Origin of the sequence: Campylobacter sp. RKI_CA19_01122, assembly GCF_025771325.1 — a bacterium.
Lineage (GTDB): Bacteria > Campylobacterota > Campylobacteria > Campylobacterales > Campylobacteraceae > Campylobacter_D > Campylobacter_D lari_D.
Map to the genome: position 1 here is coordinate 217018 of NZ_JAKMPZ010000001.1, position 17322 is coordinate 234339.

Here is a 17322-nt window from a genome sequence, read left to right on the forward strand (position 1 = left end):
GACTTTAGTTGTCTAGTTATGAGAATTATTTGGTGTTTTTTCTAATAATGCACTATAAAATTTTTTGATACTCTCGCTAAAATAATCTTTAAAGTCACTAGTACTTATCATATCGCTTTTTGCATTATTGCAAATACAGCAGGCTAAAACACAATTTTCTTCATTGTAGCCTTTATCTGGATCTAATCTTTCGATTTGCAATTTACCATTGAAGGCACGCTTTTTGGAATTTATAGGTTTGCTATCTCCAAATAAATTATTTAGATCACTTTGTAATATTTCGCAGTAATAACATTTTTTCTCTTGCTTTTTATACCATATAGTGAAATTGTAAAATCCACCAAATGGATCCTTATTATTGTTTCTTTTTTTTAGAGAATTGTATTTACTTCTTAGGTTACAATCATTTTCAATTTTTTGCATTCTTTGGTAAAGTTTATCATATTTATCATTGTCAAATTCTCCATGTGACTTATTTAATTTAAAAATTATATAGTCTTTAAGTGATTTGTGTCTTTTCTTTAATTCGCTCTTTGCTTCTTTTCCATCAAGTTCTTTTATTGCTTTATCCCATTCTGATAAAGCACTTTTTAGATAAAGCTCTTCAAATTTTTCTTCTAATGTTTGATTTTCCATTTTTAATCCTTTAAATAAAATTAATCATTGTAAAATATTAGCACTAATGCAATGCAAGGCTCCACCTTTTTTGATAATAGGCTTTAGATATATACCTATAATTTGCTTGTCTTTATAGATATTTTGTAAAAAGCTTAAAACCCTCTCATCCTCATCTATATCATAAGTTGGCACAAAAATCACCTTATCAAACTCTAAAAAATTTAAATACGCACCCCATTTGTATTTTTGCATAAATTCTTTAGAATAGCTCATTTTTGTAACTTTAAAATCCTTTAAAGCGGTGTTTAATTTCTCAAAAAATTGCACATTTTCTAAAGAAAAATCATTGATTAACACATGATCTTTGCTTATAAATCTCACCATACTATCGCTATGTGCGTATCTATCATAAGCTAGTCTTGGTAAAAAGACTATGTGTTTTAAATTTAGACTTTGTTTTAAAGTATGGATAATGCTTTCCTTGCTAAGCGTTGGATTTTGGCTAAAAATTTTTTCACACATAAAGGCAATATCATGTTTTCTTATGAAATTACCTCCATCAAGGATTAAATTTAAGTGATTTTTTAGAGGTTTTATAGTGGTTTTTAAATGTGGATAATTTCTAAGATAATCAGGATCATAAATATAACTTGTCGCTGTATTTTCATACACTAAAGGCATGAAATCTCTTAACCATATATCATTACTTGGTATTTCTTTAAAAGTGATGTTAAATTTAGCAAAATTTCGTACAAGATTTTGATAAATTCTTTTATGTTTTGATGATAAAAGTGTAGAAATAGCTATCATTCATCGCTCTTTTGCATGCTTAAAACTAACAACTCATCATCATAAATAATGTCATATTGTAAGATATCTCCCCAAAGCTTTAATTTGCCTTGTGAATTTTCATAGTGCTTTATAGCTAGTTCTTTGAGCTTTTGCATGATTTGTGTTTTATCAAGATAGAGCATATCATTGCTAATAGGAAATTTAAGCACGCGTAAATGAGATAAAAACATCAAGGTATGCAAAGGCTCGCTTTTGCGTTTAAAGTTTGTTTTTATAATGGCTTTTGTTTCTTGTAATTTTATGTGTTTATCTTTTAATAAAATACTTTGTTCTAAAATTGATTTTAAAATTTCTTTATCTAAGATAAAATCAAATTTTTGTATAAATTCTAAAGAGGAATTTACCATATCATAATGTCCTTTTAAAAGCCATTCTTGTATGCTTTCGCATTCTAAAAACAAAGTTTTTGTTTTGGTAAATTTTTCTACATTGTTATAACCAAATTTCTTTGCAAGTAAAGTCTCATCGGTGTGAGTTAGGATGTGTTTCATGGTTTGAAGCATTTTTAATCCTTTTTTTGAATGATTTGAAAAATCATAGCTAAAAAAAGCAGACAATGGTAGTCTATATTTTTGTAGTATAATTGTAAAAATTATTTTAAAGGCATTGTAAATGAAAAATTTTATTGAAGAATTATTAAGGGTTAATGATAAATTTGAAGAAAATACCAAAAAAGGCATGAGTGATATAAATATTTTTGAAGCTTTGGGAGTTGAGTATAAAGAAAATTATCATTCTAAATTTATAGCTTATTTGATCGATCCGCATGGTGATCATTATCAAGAGCTTTTTGCAAATGAGTTTTTAAAAAAGCTTGGAAGATACACAAAAGCTAAGAAATTTAAAAATCTTACAGCCCATGACATAGAAAGCGTAGAAACAGAAGCTTGTGCTAAAGATAATAGAAGAATCGATATTCTCATAAGCTTAAAAGATAAAAGATATATCATCATAGAAAATAAACTTTATGCAAAAGATCAACCAGATCAACTCAAAGACTACATAAAACACATAAAAGAAAAAGTTAAAAACATAGATGATTTTCATGAAAATATACTTACTATTTATTTGCATAAAAATGAAGATACCGAGCCTAGTAAATATAGCTTAGGCACAAAAAATGGATTTAAAATAAATGATGATCTTATATATGATAGCTATGATAAAAAAATGAGTTTTTATCTAAAAATGGATTATAAATGGATAAAAGAGTGGATTAATGCTTGTATAGGTGTGTGTGAGAATAAAGTTAAAAACAATGAAATTGATAAAAAATTTAAAAATGATATGCAAAATGTGATTTTTACTTTAAATCAGTATAAAACTCTTTTAACTTGGTATGTAGCTATAGATGATTATGTGGCTAAAGATTATGTCATGGAATTTTTGAAATCGAGTAAAGAAAATTTAAACAATGCTATAAAATTAAAAGATGAAAGTGATTCTAAAGATATAAAATATAAAAAAGCAAAAGAAATAGTAGAAGAGAAGTGGGATGAAATTTGTGAAGAATTAGTAAATGATTTTTTTAATGAGCTTGAAAAAGAATTTGAAAAAGAACGAACTATATGTGGTATAAAATGGTTTGGATGTAAGCTTAATGAGAAAAGAGTTAAATATGATTGGTTTGATTTTTATCCAAAAATTTATGAAGATGATGGTAATGATGTGTGGCCTAGTGTGGGTGTTTTTTTTGGAAAAAGTGATTATAGTGGCTTTGGATTGACTTTTAAAATGAATTATTTAAAAAATAAAAAAATATACAATAAATGCATAAAGCATTTTCAAAAATCAAATGTAGAAAAATCTGATAATATCCGCAGAAGTGGTGATCATTATTACTATGATGTATTTGAAAATTTTAACTTTAAAGAAAAATATGCTTTTGCGTATTGGCTAATAAATAATCATGGCAATTGGATGGTAGAATTTTCTAAAATTTTAAGAGAATTTTTGGATAAAAATACCATAAAAGATGTTTTAAAAAAGATAAACAATGAATTAAAACCAAACAAATAAGCAATCATTTGCTTATTTGATCAAGGTATTCTCCAACTACTTCTTTGACTTTATTTGCTATGAAATCAGGTTCTAAAACCTTTACATAAGGTATGTAATAATACACTAAAGGTAAAATTTCCATTTCATGAGTTATCTCAAGCTCTATTTCTATGGAGCCATCTTTGTCTTTGCCGGTGATGATTTGTGAATTTAGAGGTTTTCTTTCAAAGTATTTTCGCACAGGTTTTTCTACTAAAAGCCTTACTGTAAAAGGCTTATCAAGACTAAACCATATAGAATTTACTCTTTGAAGTTTTACTTCTAAACTCTCATCGGTTTGAAAATGCTCTTGGGTTAGGGTGATGTTTTGGATATTTTTTAAATAAAATTTTTTGAAAATATCACGTTTTTTCATGTCAAAAGCAAGTAAATACCAAAATCCACTAAAAAAAGCTAGTTTTAAAGGTTTTACTTGGAAAAGTTTATTTTCATATTTAAAGACAATTTGTGTTTTGGTGTTGATGGCTTGTTCAAGAATTTGAAAATTGCTTAAATCTTTTTCTTCTAGCTTTTCTGCATCTAGGCTAGTATGGATGGGGTTAGAGATATTTTGAGAAAGTTTAGAAAGTAGGGGATGAGCCTTAGCATAAAAGCTATTTCCAGCACTTTTTGCCATGGTATCAAGCACTTCAAGGATTATTTTTTCATCATCTTGCTCTTGAATGTCTTTGCTTGTATCGATACGCCATTTTCTTCCATTTTTAATAAGCCCCATAGGCTCAAAAACCCCTTGCATGTCTCTTTTTATGGTTTTAGCGCTTACATTGAGTTCTTGGGCTAGTTCTTTTATGGTTATGCCATTTTCAGACTTTACTAATTTTTCATATAAAACTTCAAGGCGTGTTAGTTTGGAATTTGCAATGTATTTTTTAAGTTCTTTCATGATTTTTCTCTAAATTTTTTAAAATATTAACAACAATTGCTTTATAAACAAATAAAGTCTAGTTTATAAACGCTGCAAAACTTATATTTTGGAAATGAAAGTTTGTTTATAAAATAATATTTGATAGTAAAAGATGATAAATATATAATTATTAGAATACAAAAGGTTGTTTTTACTAGGTTTAACCAAGAGTGATGAAAGTATAGGTCAAAGCAGACAAGCTTGTAAAAAATTATATGACTTGTTGTATCAGCAAGATTTATCAAATATAAAATTAGAAATCACAAACGAATTTTAGAAAGGAGTAAGCTTAGAGTAGGTTACCACATAATCCCCTTAAAAAAGGGGACAAGGTTAATAAGCCTTGACTATAATCATACTTAGTAGTATAATTATAAAGATTATGTGGATTATATAGCTCAAATTTAATCACCTACTTTCTAGGGTTAGATTAAGCCATAGGGGGTCAGACCTACGGCTAACCCTTGAAAGTATTATACAAAAACCTACTTTAAACTACAAATAATATGTCATTTTTATTTAAAAATACAAAGCTTTATATTGCTTTAGCCTTAATGCTTATGCTTAATGTATTTTTATATCTTAAGCTAGATAGCACAAATGCAAAATTAGAAAAAAGTCAAAGTGATTTAAATTTAGCTTTGAGTGTAAATAATGAACTCACGAGGATTACTCAGGAGTTGAAAACAAGACACGAGCAAGAGCTAAAAGCACTCTTTCATGCAAATACTCAAAAAAATCAAATCAAAACAAGGGTTGATGATGTTAAAAACTATATATCCAAAAGCAATGAAACTAATACTACTAAGCTTTTTAATGCTATGCTTGATAGGCTGTGGGAGCAAAACACAAGTACTAACCAAAATACAAATTCAAAAAGTGCAAATACCAAATGAGCTTTTAGAATTTGATAGAGCGCATAAACCTATAGTGCAAGATGAAAAAGATATATTAAAAGCTTATAGTGAGCTTTTTTATCACTATAAGCAATGTGAGATCAATATAGATAAAATTAAGGAGTTGAATGAGTGATTTTATCTGCTAATTTTTTGAGTTTCACAATATACTACTTTCTTTTGGATTTCTAGTATATGTTGTGACAACATATTGTTTATTGAAATTACCATTCCAAAAGCTTAGATAATCTAGCGATAGATTCTAACAATGATGGTTTTAATGATAGTTGTAATTCTTCAATACCACCTGCAAACAATTGTGTTAAAAGTAGGAAAGTATGTCCATTTAACGAAGAAAGAGAATGTGTTTTAACAGATAATAAGTATCAATGTTCCCCGTTTCCTTGCATAGAAGGTGCTAGCCATATCGAAGATGAAGATACTCAAGTTGGTATTAATGATGAAAATAATAATGGTTGGGAAGATGATGGTTCTTGTGGAGGACAAATTTTTATCTTTAATAAAAAAGATAATAGATGTCGCTCTAAAGACAAATTTTTTGGTTTAACTGGTGGTGGTTGCTGTGATAAAGATAAAGTATTTATAGGGCTTGTACCTTGTAAAGAAGATGAAAAAAGCTAGCAAAACTCAATAAGCAAAATAGATGTGTAGAAGTTGGTGAATATTGCTCTAAAAAAATTAAATTCATAGGTTGTATTCAGCATAAAAAAACACACTGTTGTTTTAACTCAAAATTAGCAAGAATATTTAATGAACAAGGACGCCCACAAATTGGAAGAGATTGGGGTTCTCCAAAAAGTCCTGATTGTAGAGGATTTACTCCAGAAGAATTTCAAAAGTTAGATTTTAGTGAAATAGATTTAAGTGAATTTATTGCTGATATTGTTGGAAGTATTGATGTAGATAAAATACAAGCTGATTCTATAAAAATACAAGAAAAGATTGAAAGCAATCTTGAGAATTTAACAAGAAAACATACTAATTAAAAAGAAAATAAAATTATAGAAAGGAGATAGAGTTTAGTTAAAAGTTTGTTTGGTAAAAGCCAAAGGGATTGTTCTAAACCCTGCAAAAGCAGGGGATACTCAATAAGCCTTGACATAGCAAAGCATTAAGAGTATAATTATTAGAACAATGTTGAGCATTTAACTCACCTCCCTTCTGGGCGGTAAATTGAATGTCAAAGGTGGCACCCTTTGGCATTCCACCCTTAATACAATTATACCAAATAAACTCTTTAACTTCTTTAATACAATTGATGAAAAGATTTTACATTTTATTCCTTAGTGCTTTAATTTTTGCACCTTCTTTATTATTTGGTGCTACAAATATAGATGATAATCATATTATCTTTACTTGGGGCTATGGTGAAGTAGCAAATGATATTTTACAAGTTATAAAAGATGTTATATCTTTGCTTCAATTAACTAATAAAAGTAAAGAATCTTTTCATATCAATATCTTAATCAATAGTGATACACTTTATAAAAATCCTTTATTGCAATATAATATAAATAGAACAATTTCCAAAGATGATAATATCATTTATGCTTTAAAAAATACTTCTAGTATAAATCAAGCTTTTAAAAACTTAAAACAATTACAAGAAGTATTATTAAAAGAAAATATATTTTTAAATTTTATAGACTTAAATAGCAAAGAAAGCCTTTTAAGTTTTTATAATCAAATATTAAGTAATCATCATCTTAAAGATTATTTTTATATAAAAAATAATCAATTTTTTATTAAAGAAGATATAAAAAATAAAATTGTATTTCACAATATCAATTCTTCTTCTATTATAAGTAATTATCTTAGCTTGTTAAATGATTTTAATACTTTAAGCAAGATAGAACTTATAAATATATTAGAAAGTTTAAGTTTATACAATCTTTCAACTTTAATGCAAGATATACAAAAAAGATACTTAAAACTAGAATATAACTTAAAAAGCTTTGATAAAGATAGTATCTTTTTATCTAATATGATTATGAATGTGAGGTTGAAGTAAGTAAATGGTAGATTTAGCAGGTGTGGTTTGTTAATTAAAATAAAAACTCTTTTTTAATATTTTGAATATAATTTGCCAAAAAATAACACTTGGGAGTAAAAAACAAATGGTGCCCGAGGTCGGACTCGAACCGACACAAGGTTGCCCTTACCAGATTTTGAGTCTGGCGCGTCTACCAGTTTCACCACTCGGGCTTTTTGAAAGTTTTAAAATAATTAAATAGAGTATGAGATTATACTAAAAAAAAATTAAAACAATATAAAATATTTTATATAAAAAATTTAAATATCATTAAAATTTGGAACTTTTTTTGCTTGTAAATAATTAAAAAAATTTATTTGCGGAGCAAAATAATGAGAATTAGCAATCAGTATAATTACTACACTTCTATACAAAACTACACAGATGGTCAGTCTTTGCTTAATAAATATAATTTGCAATTGCAAACAGGTCAGCTTATTCAGCATTCTTGGGAAAATGCAAATGTTTATATTAATGGCTCAAGATTAGAATATGAGATGGCAAACATAGGTCAAATAGTTCAAGGAACTCAATCTGCTATGGAGCTAGCAAAAAACACAGATACTGCCTTGAAAAATATCACAGAACTTTTAGAAAAATTTAAAACATTACTCACAAAAGCTGCAAGTGATGGTAATTCTCAAGAATCAAGAGAGGCTATAGCAAAAGAACTCAAACTTGTAAGAGATTCTATTGTAAATATTGCTAATACTAGTATTAATGGGCAATATCTCTTTGCAGGATCAAATAGTGCAAATAAACCTTTTGATAATTATGGAAATTATACTGGGAATAAAGATAATATTTTTGTAGTAAGTGGCGCTGGCACCCAAATTCCTTATAATATACCTGGATGGGATTTATTTTTTAAGCCTGATTCAAATATCAATAAAATTATTTCAACAAATGTTTCTTTTACTGATGCTCGTTATCCGGACAAAAAAGAATTTTTAACCGGAGAATCTAAATTTTCACATTTAATAGGCCAAAACTATGTTCAAAATGGAGAACTTAAGCCCGATGAGCATTTTGGTGATAGCTATGATGAAAAACTCTCTTTCCCACATTCGACTATGTATATTCAAGGTGTTAGACCTGATGGAACAAGTTTTAAAGCTACTTTAGATATAGATCCTGATGCAAAAATTGAAGATGTATTAAAAAATATTGGAAGATTATATGGAAATACAGAGGGAAATGAGGTTGTTAAAGTAGCATTAAATGATAGCGGGCAGATAGAAATAAAGAGTTTAAAAGAAGGAAGTAGTTCTTTAGATTTTCATGCTGTTGCTATGACTCCACAACTTTTAGATCCAGAGCAAATTAAAGAATTGAGTGATGCTGCTAAAGATGAAGGTATTACAATGGCTCAAGTTACAGAGCGTATTATGAATGCAGCAATTAAAGATGGTAATTTAAACAATGCTCAAAGTCCAATACAAGTAACAGTAGGTGGTAAGCAGTTTAACATAGACTTACACAAAACAGATTTTATTAAAAGTAACATCAATGGTGATAAAACTAATGGGGCTAGTTATGATGTGCCTTTTGAAAAAGATGGAAATACTGTTTTTGGCAATGTTTCTCAAGTGATTAAAGGTACAAGTGAATATGCTACTGATAGTACAAAGTTAAGTGAAGTTGTAGCAAATGCCAATGGAAGCATGCAAGGTCAACAACTCCAAATGGAAATCACTTCTAGAAGTGGTCAAAAATATAATGTAACTATTGATTTAGAAAATTCTACTGTAAGTTATCCTGATCCAAATAATCCGGGTCAAACTATAAGTTTTCCTATTACTCACTCTCAATATAATGAAAACACAGGTAATGCAGTGGGTATGCAAACAAGACCTGAAGATATTACTTATGGCCAGTTAAATGATATTATCGGTATGTTTGCAAGTGATAATGTTCCCACAGCAACTATTACTCCAAATGCAAACGGAACTATTAATAATAATGATTTTCAAACTATCCAACAAGACATAGCTGATTCTAAAGGTTTTGTTGAAGTTAGTATGGACTATAAAGGTCGTATAAGTATTACTGATAAATTTTCAAGTAACACTAATATAGGTCTTACTATTAAAGATTCAAATTCAAATAGCGGTTTTCCTCCAGCAGGAGAAATACGCGATGGATCAGGTTTTGTATTTAGTGCAAATAATTCTTTAACTATTGATGATCCAAATGTTGATTTGATTAAAGACTTAGATGAGATGATAGATGCTGTTTTAAATGGCAGTATGAGGGCTGATTCAGAAGGAAGTGATCCTAGAAATACAGGTTTACAAGGGGCTTTAGAAAGAATAGATCATTTGCAAGATCATGTTAGAAAAATGCAAACAACCATAGGAGCTTACACTAATAATATAGAAGAAACAAATAAAAGAATGACTTTTTTAAATATCAATGTAGCTTCTATTAAAAGCGGTGTAACTGATGCTGATTATGGGCAAACTTATATGCAGTTTATGCAAACTATGGTATCTTATCAAGCTATGCTTTCGGCTACTTCTAAAATTTCTCAAATTAGTTTATTAAACTACTTATAATTTTTTGATATAATAGCTTTTTTCTTTATAAAGGATATATTATAAAAAAAGAAGCTATTTTTGTTATTTCTAATATTTTTATTTTTTATTTTTGCTTAAGTGCTTTGATACCCGATCAAGCTTTAGTAAGTATTATAGGGTATTCCTTGGCAAAACTTAGTTATTTTTTATTTGGATCATTGACTAAATTTTACCCTTTTGTCTTTTTTTGGTTTAATTATCTTTTGTATAAAAATAACTATAATTTTGAACTTATAGAGCGTAGATTTAGTGTGGCTGTTTTTGCTTGTATTTTTGCTTCACTTATTTTTGCTTCAGCGTTCTTGCAAGATAAAGGCTATATAGCCTCTGCTATGTTTGTAATCTTAGATGGACTTTTTGGAAAAATAGGAAGTTTAATCTTGGTAATTTTGCTTTTAGCTTTTGCTTTTAGTATTTCTTTTCCGCAAATTATCAAAGAGGTATTTAAAATAGAGCTTGATTTTGATTTTTATTTAAAACTTGAAACTTTAATTAAAAATAAAATTTTTGGCTTTTTTGGTGGCGATAAATATGAAAATGAAACCAAAGAAGAACAAGAAAAGCTCAAACAAGAGCTTTTAATTAAAGATAAAACAGAAGAACTTATCAAGGAAAAAGAGCTACCAAAAAAAGAAATCCAAGAGAATAAAAAATTTAATCTTGAAGATTTAAAAAATCAAGAATTAGAAGAGGTTGTGATTAGTGAAGAGGATAAAAAGCTAGGTTCAAGTTATATTCATGAGCTTTCAGAACCTATTGCAAGTTTTGCTCAAAAAGCTAGTCAAATAAATATAAAGGAAGATGAAATGACCCCTGAAGAGTATTTATTAAAATACAAAAATAAAAGTGAAGATATTTATACTCAAACTTTAAAAAGTAAAAATTTAGATGAACCAAGCTATAAAAGACGCAATATGGATTTAAACGAAAACAAAGAAGAGGTGATAGAAGAAAATTCTTTGTTTGCCAAAGAGCTTAAAGAGCGTGAGCAAATGCTACAAAAAGCTAAATTGCTAGAAGAGTATAAAGCCTTGCAAAAAGAAAAAATCTTAGAAGAGCTTAATGAGGATTTTAAAAAAATTGAAGAATTAAATGCTATAGAAGCACAAAAAGAAGCTGAGTTTAAAAAAATTCAAAATAAAACTAGCTTTTTAGGGGTAAAAGAATTTAAAGATGAAGATTTTATTCCACAAAATGAAGTAAAAGAACTTGATTTTAGTGAAGATGATTTTGCCAAGCCTATTAGTATAGAAGAGCTAAGAAGTAAAAGAAACTATGAAAGTCCTTTTGTAGTAGAAGAAGCACAAAATGAAGTTAAAGAAGAAAAAATTCCATTTGAGATTACCCAAGAGCCTATAATAGAAGTAATAGAAAATAAAACACACCATTCTATCACTAATGAAGTGAGTGAAAACAAAGCCTTGTTGAAAGATCTTGATTTTGGAAATTTTGAAAAACCAAAAGATTTTTCTTTACCACCTTTAGATTTTTTAACTATGCCAAAAGAAGGCAAAAGCGAGATAAATGAAGAAGAAATAGATAGAAAAATTTATGATTTATTGGAAAAATTAAGACGCTTTAAAATAGGTGGCGATGTAGTTAGAACTTACACAGGTCCTGTTGTAACTACTTTTGAATTTCGCCCAGCAGCAGATGTTAAAGTAAGTAAAATTTTATCATTACAAGATGATTTAGCTATGGCTTTAAAAGCTCAAACTATAAGAATTCAAGCTCCAATTCCAGGTAAAGATGTAGTGGGAATTGAAGTTCCAAATGAAAAAATCGATACGATTTACTTAAGAGAAATTTTAGAAAGTGAGGTATTTAAAAATTCTAGCTCACCTTTAACTATAGCTTTAGGTAAAGATATAGTAGGCGATCCTTTCATCACAGATCTTAAAAAGCTTCCTCATCTTTTAATAGCAGGAACTACAGGAAGTGGTAAAAGTGTAGGAATTAACTCTATGCTTTTATCTTTGCTTTATAGAAATTCGCCAAAAACACTAAGATTAATGATGATAGATCCTAAAATGCTTGAATTTAGTATTTATAATGATATTCCACATTTACTTACACCGGTAATTACTGATCCTAAAAAGGCGGTAAATGCTTTATCAAATATGGTGGCTGAAATGGAACGCAGATATCGTTTGATGGCTGAAGCAAAAACTAAAAATATAGAAAATTACAACGAAAAGATCAAAGAACAAGGTGGAGAAATTTTACCATTTATTGTAGTGATTATTGATGAGTTGGCTGATTTAATGATGACAGCAGGTAAGGATGTAGAGTTTTATATAGGTCGTTTAGCACAAATGGCAAGAGCAAGTGGAATTCACTTGATCGTAGCCACGCAACGCCCTTCAGTAGATGTTGTTACTGGTGTTGTAAAAGCAAATTTACCAAGTAGAATTTCTTATAAAGTAGGGCAAAAGATAGATTCTAAGGTTATTTTAGATTCTATGGGGGCTGAAAGTTTATTAGGGCGTGGAGATTGTTTATTTACTCCTCCTGGTATGAGTGGTTTAGTGCGTTTGCACGCACCTTTTGCAAGTGAAAATGAAATCGAAAATATTGTAGAGTTTTTAAAAGCTCAACAAGTAGTAGAATATGATGAGAGCTTTTTAAAAGATGATAGTCAAGATGGAGCTTATAAAAGAAGTGAATTTGATGATGGAGATTTAGATGAACTTTATGAAGAAGCAAAGGCTGTAATCTTAGAAGATAGAAAAACTAGTATTTCTTATTTGCAAAGACGCTTAAAAATAGGCTACAACCGCGCAGCAAATATTATAGAACAACTTTCACAAACAGGTGTTTTAAGTGAACCTGATGCAAAAGGCCAAAGAGAAATTTTATAATCAATTTCTTATTGCCTTGTTATGATCTTTTAAAGTAGAGGTAAAAATATGCTTATTGGTTTTTTTATCTCTTACAAAGTATAAATATTCTGTTTTAGCAGGAAAAATAGCCGCCTTAATAGCTTCAAATGAAACATTACACACAGCTTCTTTTGGTATGCCATTAAATTTATAAGTATTGTAAGAACTATTATCTGATCTTATTCTTTGTGGAGTGATTTTTTCATGAGAGTATTTTCCATAATTTAATGTCCCATCCATTTGAAGCTTCATGCCTTTTCTTAAGCGATTTCTAATCACAGATGAAACTATAGGCATTTCTTCATTACTCGCTGCTTCTTTTTGTATAATGGAAGCAATGATGATATATTCATGCCATTTTTTTTCATTGTATTCTCTAAAAATTTTATAAGAAAGTTTTTTAAATTCACTTGCAGAGTAAGCCAAAAGATATTTTACTAAAAGCTCTTCTGTAATGCCTTTTGGAATTTTATAAGTTTCGGGAAAAAGCATACCTTCTTTAAAAGGGCTTTGTTTGTAAAATTCTTGCATTAAGGTTTTGGCATTTAAATTCAACTTTGGTGCTAATTCTTCAAAGAAAATTTCAGTCGTTTCCCCAGGAATTAAAGTAATAGTTTCAAGTGCTGCCTTAGCGACGGTAAGCTTATGTAAAAATTCAGCTCTATTTAGTTCTTTTGTGCCTATATTTATCCAGCCAGATTGTGGATGGCCTAAAAAATATAAAGTATATTTATCAATATTGCTCATTTTATAGTTATTTTTATCTAATTGCGTTATAATCTTACTAACAGAACCTTGTGGTATAAAAACTACAGAGTTTGTTTTTATAGGTAAAAGTAGATAATAAAAAATGGATAAAAGAAAAATTAAAATCAAATCACAACATATTAAAAAAATTCTTAAATTTTTAGCATTACCTATGATACTTTTCATTGTTTTGTTTATTTACCTCAAAAATGGAATTTACATAGAAAAATTAGAAATTTCTTCTATTAATTTGGAGAAATTATATATTAAATTAGATAAAAAACTCATTTTAAATGCAAAAAAAGTTATAGTAAATTCTCAAAATCAAAACACTCAAAATGAAACTAGTGCGAGTAAAGCTGTACAGCTTATCAAAGATGTAAAATATATTTATTGGTTTTTTCAAGAAATCAATATAGATGAAATTTTTGTTAATAACTATCCCGTAGAATTAATTTATAAAAATAATCTATTTTTTGTAAACAGTAAAAATCTTTTAGTAAAAGTCAATTTGAAAATTAGTGATAAAAATATACAAGCTAATATTGATAATTTTCTTTTAAAAGATCATAACCTTAGTGTAGTTGGCTCTTTACTTATCAATCCTAAGACAAAATTTTATACTTTTAAAGGAGAAATTGATAGTGATTTTTTAAAAAGTGATGTCAAATTCTCACTTAAAAGAGAAGAAATTGCTTATGAATTAGAAAATATAAGCTCAAATAATATTTCAAAAATTTTTGATATTTTAGTGGAAAATGGAGTGCATTTGCCTTCTAATCTTGCTCTTTGGGTGGGCGGTAAGGTAAAGGCTGATTTTTATTTTATAGAGAAATTAAATGGCTTTGCAGATTTTGGAAAACATAGATATTACTTGAATGATATTAGTGCTAAAGGTTATGTAAATAATTTGAAGGTGGTTTTAGATAAAGGTATAGATCCTATCATTAGTCCTTTTGTAAGGCTTGAATTTAATAAACAAAAACTAGAATTTATCTATGATAAATTATATTTTAACAATTACAATCTCAATCAAAGTCAAATTTATATAGACAATATGCTAAATGAAAAAGCAGGAATTTATATACGCATAAAAAGTGACAATGCTAGAGCTGATTATAGAGTGAATAAAATTTTGCGTTTGTATGATATAAAATTACCATTTTTACAAAACAATGGTATTACAAAGACTGATTTAGTTTTGAAAATTCCTTTTGAACATCCTGAAAGAATTTCATATAAAGGAAATTTTGATATTGTAAATTCTAATATAAATATAAGTGACTTTAAAATCATACAAGCAAATATTGATTTACAAAAAGATAAATTAGAGATTAAAAATGCAAGCGTACAAAGTGAATTAATCAGCGGTGATTTTAATGCAAGTATTGATTTAAAGCAAAAAAAAGGTGATTTTAAGACCTTTATAACAAATTTAAAATTACCACAAGATAGCTTAAAAATGGAAAATAAATTTCTTGATTTAGATCTTAACTATGATAAAAATATCAGTTTATATAATAAAGAGCTTACTACGACTCTAAATTTTGATCAAGGTATGTTTGTTTATGTTGCTAAGCTTGCAAAGTATAAGACTTATTCTAAATTAATGCAAAAAAATAATGTGCATGATGGAGAGTTGTCATTAGACACTTTAAATTTTAAAGATTTTGATGTAGATATAAATAATACCACTTTTGAATCATTTTTGCTCTATAAGGATAATAATCCTTATGAGTATGATAGTTTTAGTATAAAAATAAAAGGAGAAGATTTTAATTTAACTAGCGCAAGTGGTAGTGTTTTTGCACAAAAAGACAATGATGATATTAACATTACTTTAAATAATGTTAATTTATTATTTTCAGAACAAGATACAGAAAATACACTAGATAATCTTGAAAATTCAAATTACAATATCAGTGCTAAAAATATAGATTTGATCTTAAAAGATTTTAACAAAACTTTAGATTTTGATCAATTTAATGCTAAAATCAAAAAAGACTATATAAAAGCTTGGGCTAATAGAAATGAGTCTAAATTTGAGCTTTTGCTTAAAGAAAATCAAATGCAAATTAGAGCTTTAAAAATGGATGATGATTTTCTGAATACTTTTATGCGTCAAAATGTTTTTGAAAAAGGCGAGTTTAATCTTTATGTAGATGGTAATAGTACTGATTTTTTTAAAGGCAAATTTTTATTTAAAGATACTTATTTAAAAGATTTAAAATTTCATCAGCAACTCTTAAGTTTTATTGATACAATACCTAGTTTGATTTTATTTAAAGCCCCAACTTTTAATGAAAAAGGTTTTAGTGTAGAAAATGCTGGTATAAGTTTTAATCGCAAAAAAGATCTTTTTGAAATAGATGCGCTAAATTTTAATGGTGATAGTGCAGATATTTTAGGTCAAGCTAAAATCAATTTAAGAAGTAGTCAAGTGGATGGTTTATTAGAGCTTAGAACGCTAAAATCAGCTAGTTCGGTTATTTCTAAAGTTCCAATTATCAATCAAATTATATTAGGCAAAGACAGGCAAATTAGCACACAAATTAAACTAGGTGGAACAATTGATAATCCCGAGTTTAAAACTCAACTTATCGCACAAAGTTTGCAACTTCCTTATCATTTGATAAAAAATATTTTTGAATTACCGACAAATTTAGTTAAATAATACCACAAAGGAGCTAAGATGAAAATTACCATCATAGGAGCAGGAAATGTCGGTGCAAGCATTGCTTATGCTTTAATTTTAAGAGAATTAATAGATGAGATTATATTGATTGATATTAATAAAGACTTGCTTTTTGCTAGAGAATTAGAACTAAGTCAAAGCATAGCCGCTTTTAATTTTGATATTAAAATAACTTGTACGGATGATTATACATACTCAAAAGATTCTCAAGTGGTTATTTTTAGTGCAGGTGTAGCTAGAAAAGAAGGTCAGAGTAGAGATGAGCTTTTTGCTATTAATTCTAAAATTATGCTTGAGTGTGCAAAAAATATTAAAAAATTTAACAACGATCCTTTGTTTATCATAGTAAGCAATCCTGTAGATTTTTTACTCAACGCTCTTTATGAAAGTAAATTATTTTCATTAAAAAAAATCATTGCTATGGCAGGTGTTTTAGATAATGCTAGATTTAAATACGAAGTGAGCAAAAAATTAGATATAAAAACTTCTTATATAGATACTAAGCTTATAGGTTTTCACAATGATAGTATGGTTTTGGTAAAATCTCAAAGTAAAGTGCAAAATAAAGCTTTAAGTGAAGTCTTAAATAAGCAAGATATTATTCAAATTGAACAAGAGGTTAAAACCGGTGGTGCTAAAATTATAAAATATTTAAAAACTTCAGCCTATTTAGCTCCTGCTAGTGCTTGCGTGAGAATGATAGAGGCTTTAAAAAGTGGAGAATTTTTACCAGTATGTGTGATTTTAGATGGAGAATATGGCATAAGAGAAAAAGCTTTTGGAGTTATGGCAAGGATTAGTCTTGATGGGGTGCTTGAAACTTTAGAATTAAAATTAGACAATCAAGAACAAATTGCATTAGAAAATTCTTTTATTCAGTATAATTATAAATAATTTTTTAGGAGTTTTTTACTCCTAATGTTACTTTGTGTTATAAAATCTTATTAGTTTTATTTTATCTTTTAAATAATATTTAATCATGCTATAAATTCGCTATAATAAAAAGTTTGTTTTAAAAATAATTTTTAATAAAAA

General features: G+C 27.8%; 12 protein-coding genes, 1 tRNA gene and 2 pseudogenes. 9 read left to right on the forward strand and 6 right to left on the reverse strand.

Annotated features, from left to right (window positions below; all coding sequences use genetic code 11):
- Window positions 1-12 precede the first annotated feature (12 nt).
- Genes L8U37_RS01115 through L8U37_RS01125 form a run of 3 tightly spaced genes read right to left on the reverse strand, consistent with a single transcriptional unit; the run spans window position 13 to window position 1973 of the window.
- On the reverse strand, window positions 13-636 hold the full coding sequence (locus L8U37_RS01115; RefSeq protein ID WP_263728373.1) for a hypothetical protein: 624 nt from the start codon (window positions 634-636) through the stop codon (window positions 13-15).
- Between the two features lie 24 nt (window positions 637-660).
- Window positions 661-1428: an agmatine deiminase family protein gene (locus tag L8U37_RS01120; RefSeq protein WP_263728374.1), complete on the reverse strand. Its 768-nt coding sequence runs from the start codon at window positions 1426-1428 to the stop codon at window positions 661-663.
- Entirely contained in the window at window positions 1425-1973 is a 549-nt protein-coding gene (locus L8U37_RS01125; RefSeq protein ID WP_263728375.1) for a hypothetical protein, read from the reverse strand. The genes L8U37_RS01120 and L8U37_RS01125 overlap by 4 nt, the downstream gene beginning before the upstream one ends.
- 109 nt (window positions 1974-2082) lie before the next feature.
- Between L8U37_RS01125 and L8U37_RS01130 the strand changes: the two genes are divergently transcribed.
- Window positions 2083-3489, forward strand: a complete 1407-nt coding sequence (locus tag L8U37_RS01130) for a PD-(D/E)XK nuclease family protein (protein WP_263728376.1) — start codon at window positions 2083-2085, stop codon at window positions 3487-3489.
- Between the two features lie 4 nt (window positions 3490-3493).
- Here the strand turns inward: L8U37_RS01130 and L8U37_RS01135 are convergent, their stop codons facing one another.
- Window positions 3494-4414 (reverse strand): helix-turn-helix transcriptional regulator, encoded by a 921-nt coding sequence (locus L8U37_RS01135; protein ID WP_263728378.1) that lies wholly within the window; start codon window positions 4412-4414, stop codon window positions 3494-3496.
- Between the two features lie 527 nt (window positions 4415-4941).
- Between L8U37_RS01135 and L8U37_RS01140 the strand changes: the two genes are divergently transcribed.
- From L8U37_RS01140 to L8U37_RS01155, 4 genes and pseudogenes are all read left to right on the forward strand, one after another.
- Window positions 4942-5331 (forward strand): hypothetical protein, encoded by a 390-nt coding sequence (locus tag L8U37_RS01140; RefSeq protein ID WP_263728379.1) that lies wholly within the window; start codon window positions 4942-4944, stop codon window positions 5329-5331.
- Window positions 5315-5467 (forward strand): hypothetical protein, encoded by a 153-nt coding sequence (locus tag L8U37_RS01145; protein WP_235362394.1) that lies wholly within the window; start codon window positions 5315-5317, stop codon window positions 5465-5467. Before L8U37_RS01140 ends, L8U37_RS01145 begins: the two co-directional genes overlap by 17 nt.
- 559 nt (window positions 5468-6026) lie before the next feature.
- Window positions 6027-6338: pseudogene (gene traN / locus L8U37_RS01150) on the forward strand (conjugal transfer protein TraN); the annotation flags it as partial.
- Between the two features lie 272 nt (window positions 6339-6610).
- Window positions 6611-7363, forward strand: a complete 753-nt coding sequence (locus L8U37_RS01155) for a hypothetical protein (protein ID WP_263728380.1) — start codon at window positions 6611-6613, stop codon at window positions 7361-7363.
- A 107-nt stretch (window positions 7364-7470) separates the two neighbouring features.
- Here L8U37_RS01155 and L8U37_RS01160 read toward each other — a convergent pair.
- Window positions 7471-7557, reverse strand: a tRNA-Leu gene (locus tag L8U37_RS01160).
- Window positions 7558-7716: 159 nt separating this feature from the next.
- Between L8U37_RS01160 and flgL the strand changes: the two genes are divergently transcribed.
- Both flgL and L8U37_RS08180 read left to right on the forward strand, forming a co-directional pair.
- Window positions 7717-9942, forward strand: a complete 2226-nt coding sequence (gene flgL, locus L8U37_RS01165) for a flagellar hook-associated protein FlgL (RefSeq protein ID WP_263728381.1) — start codon at window positions 7717-7719, stop codon at window positions 9940-9942.
- A gap of 1361 nt (window positions 9943-11303) precedes the next feature.
- Window positions 11304-12824, forward strand: a pseudogene (locus tag L8U37_RS08180) (DNA translocase FtsK); the annotation flags it as partial.
- On the opposite strand, the gene mltG reads toward L8U37_RS08180, so the two are convergent.
- Window positions 12825-13778 (reverse strand): endolytic transglycosylase MltG, encoded by a 954-nt coding sequence (gene mltG, locus L8U37_RS01175; RefSeq protein ID WP_133318850.1) that lies wholly within the window; start codon window positions 13776-13778, stop codon window positions 12825-12827. It abuts the pseudogene before it with no gap.
- Between mltG and L8U37_RS01180 the strand changes: the two genes are divergently transcribed.
- Entirely contained in the window at window positions 13765-16266 is a 2502-nt protein-coding gene (locus tag L8U37_RS01180; RefSeq protein ID WP_263728383.1) for an AsmA-like C-terminal domain-containing protein, read from the forward strand. The two genes, mltG and L8U37_RS01180, sit on opposite strands and share 14 nt — an antisense overlap.
- An 18-nt stretch (window positions 16267-16284) precedes the next feature.
- Entirely contained in the window at window positions 16285-17181 is an 897-nt protein-coding gene (locus L8U37_RS01185) for a malate dehydrogenase (protein WP_263660782.1), read from the forward strand.
- Window positions 17182-17322 lie beyond the last annotated feature (141 nt).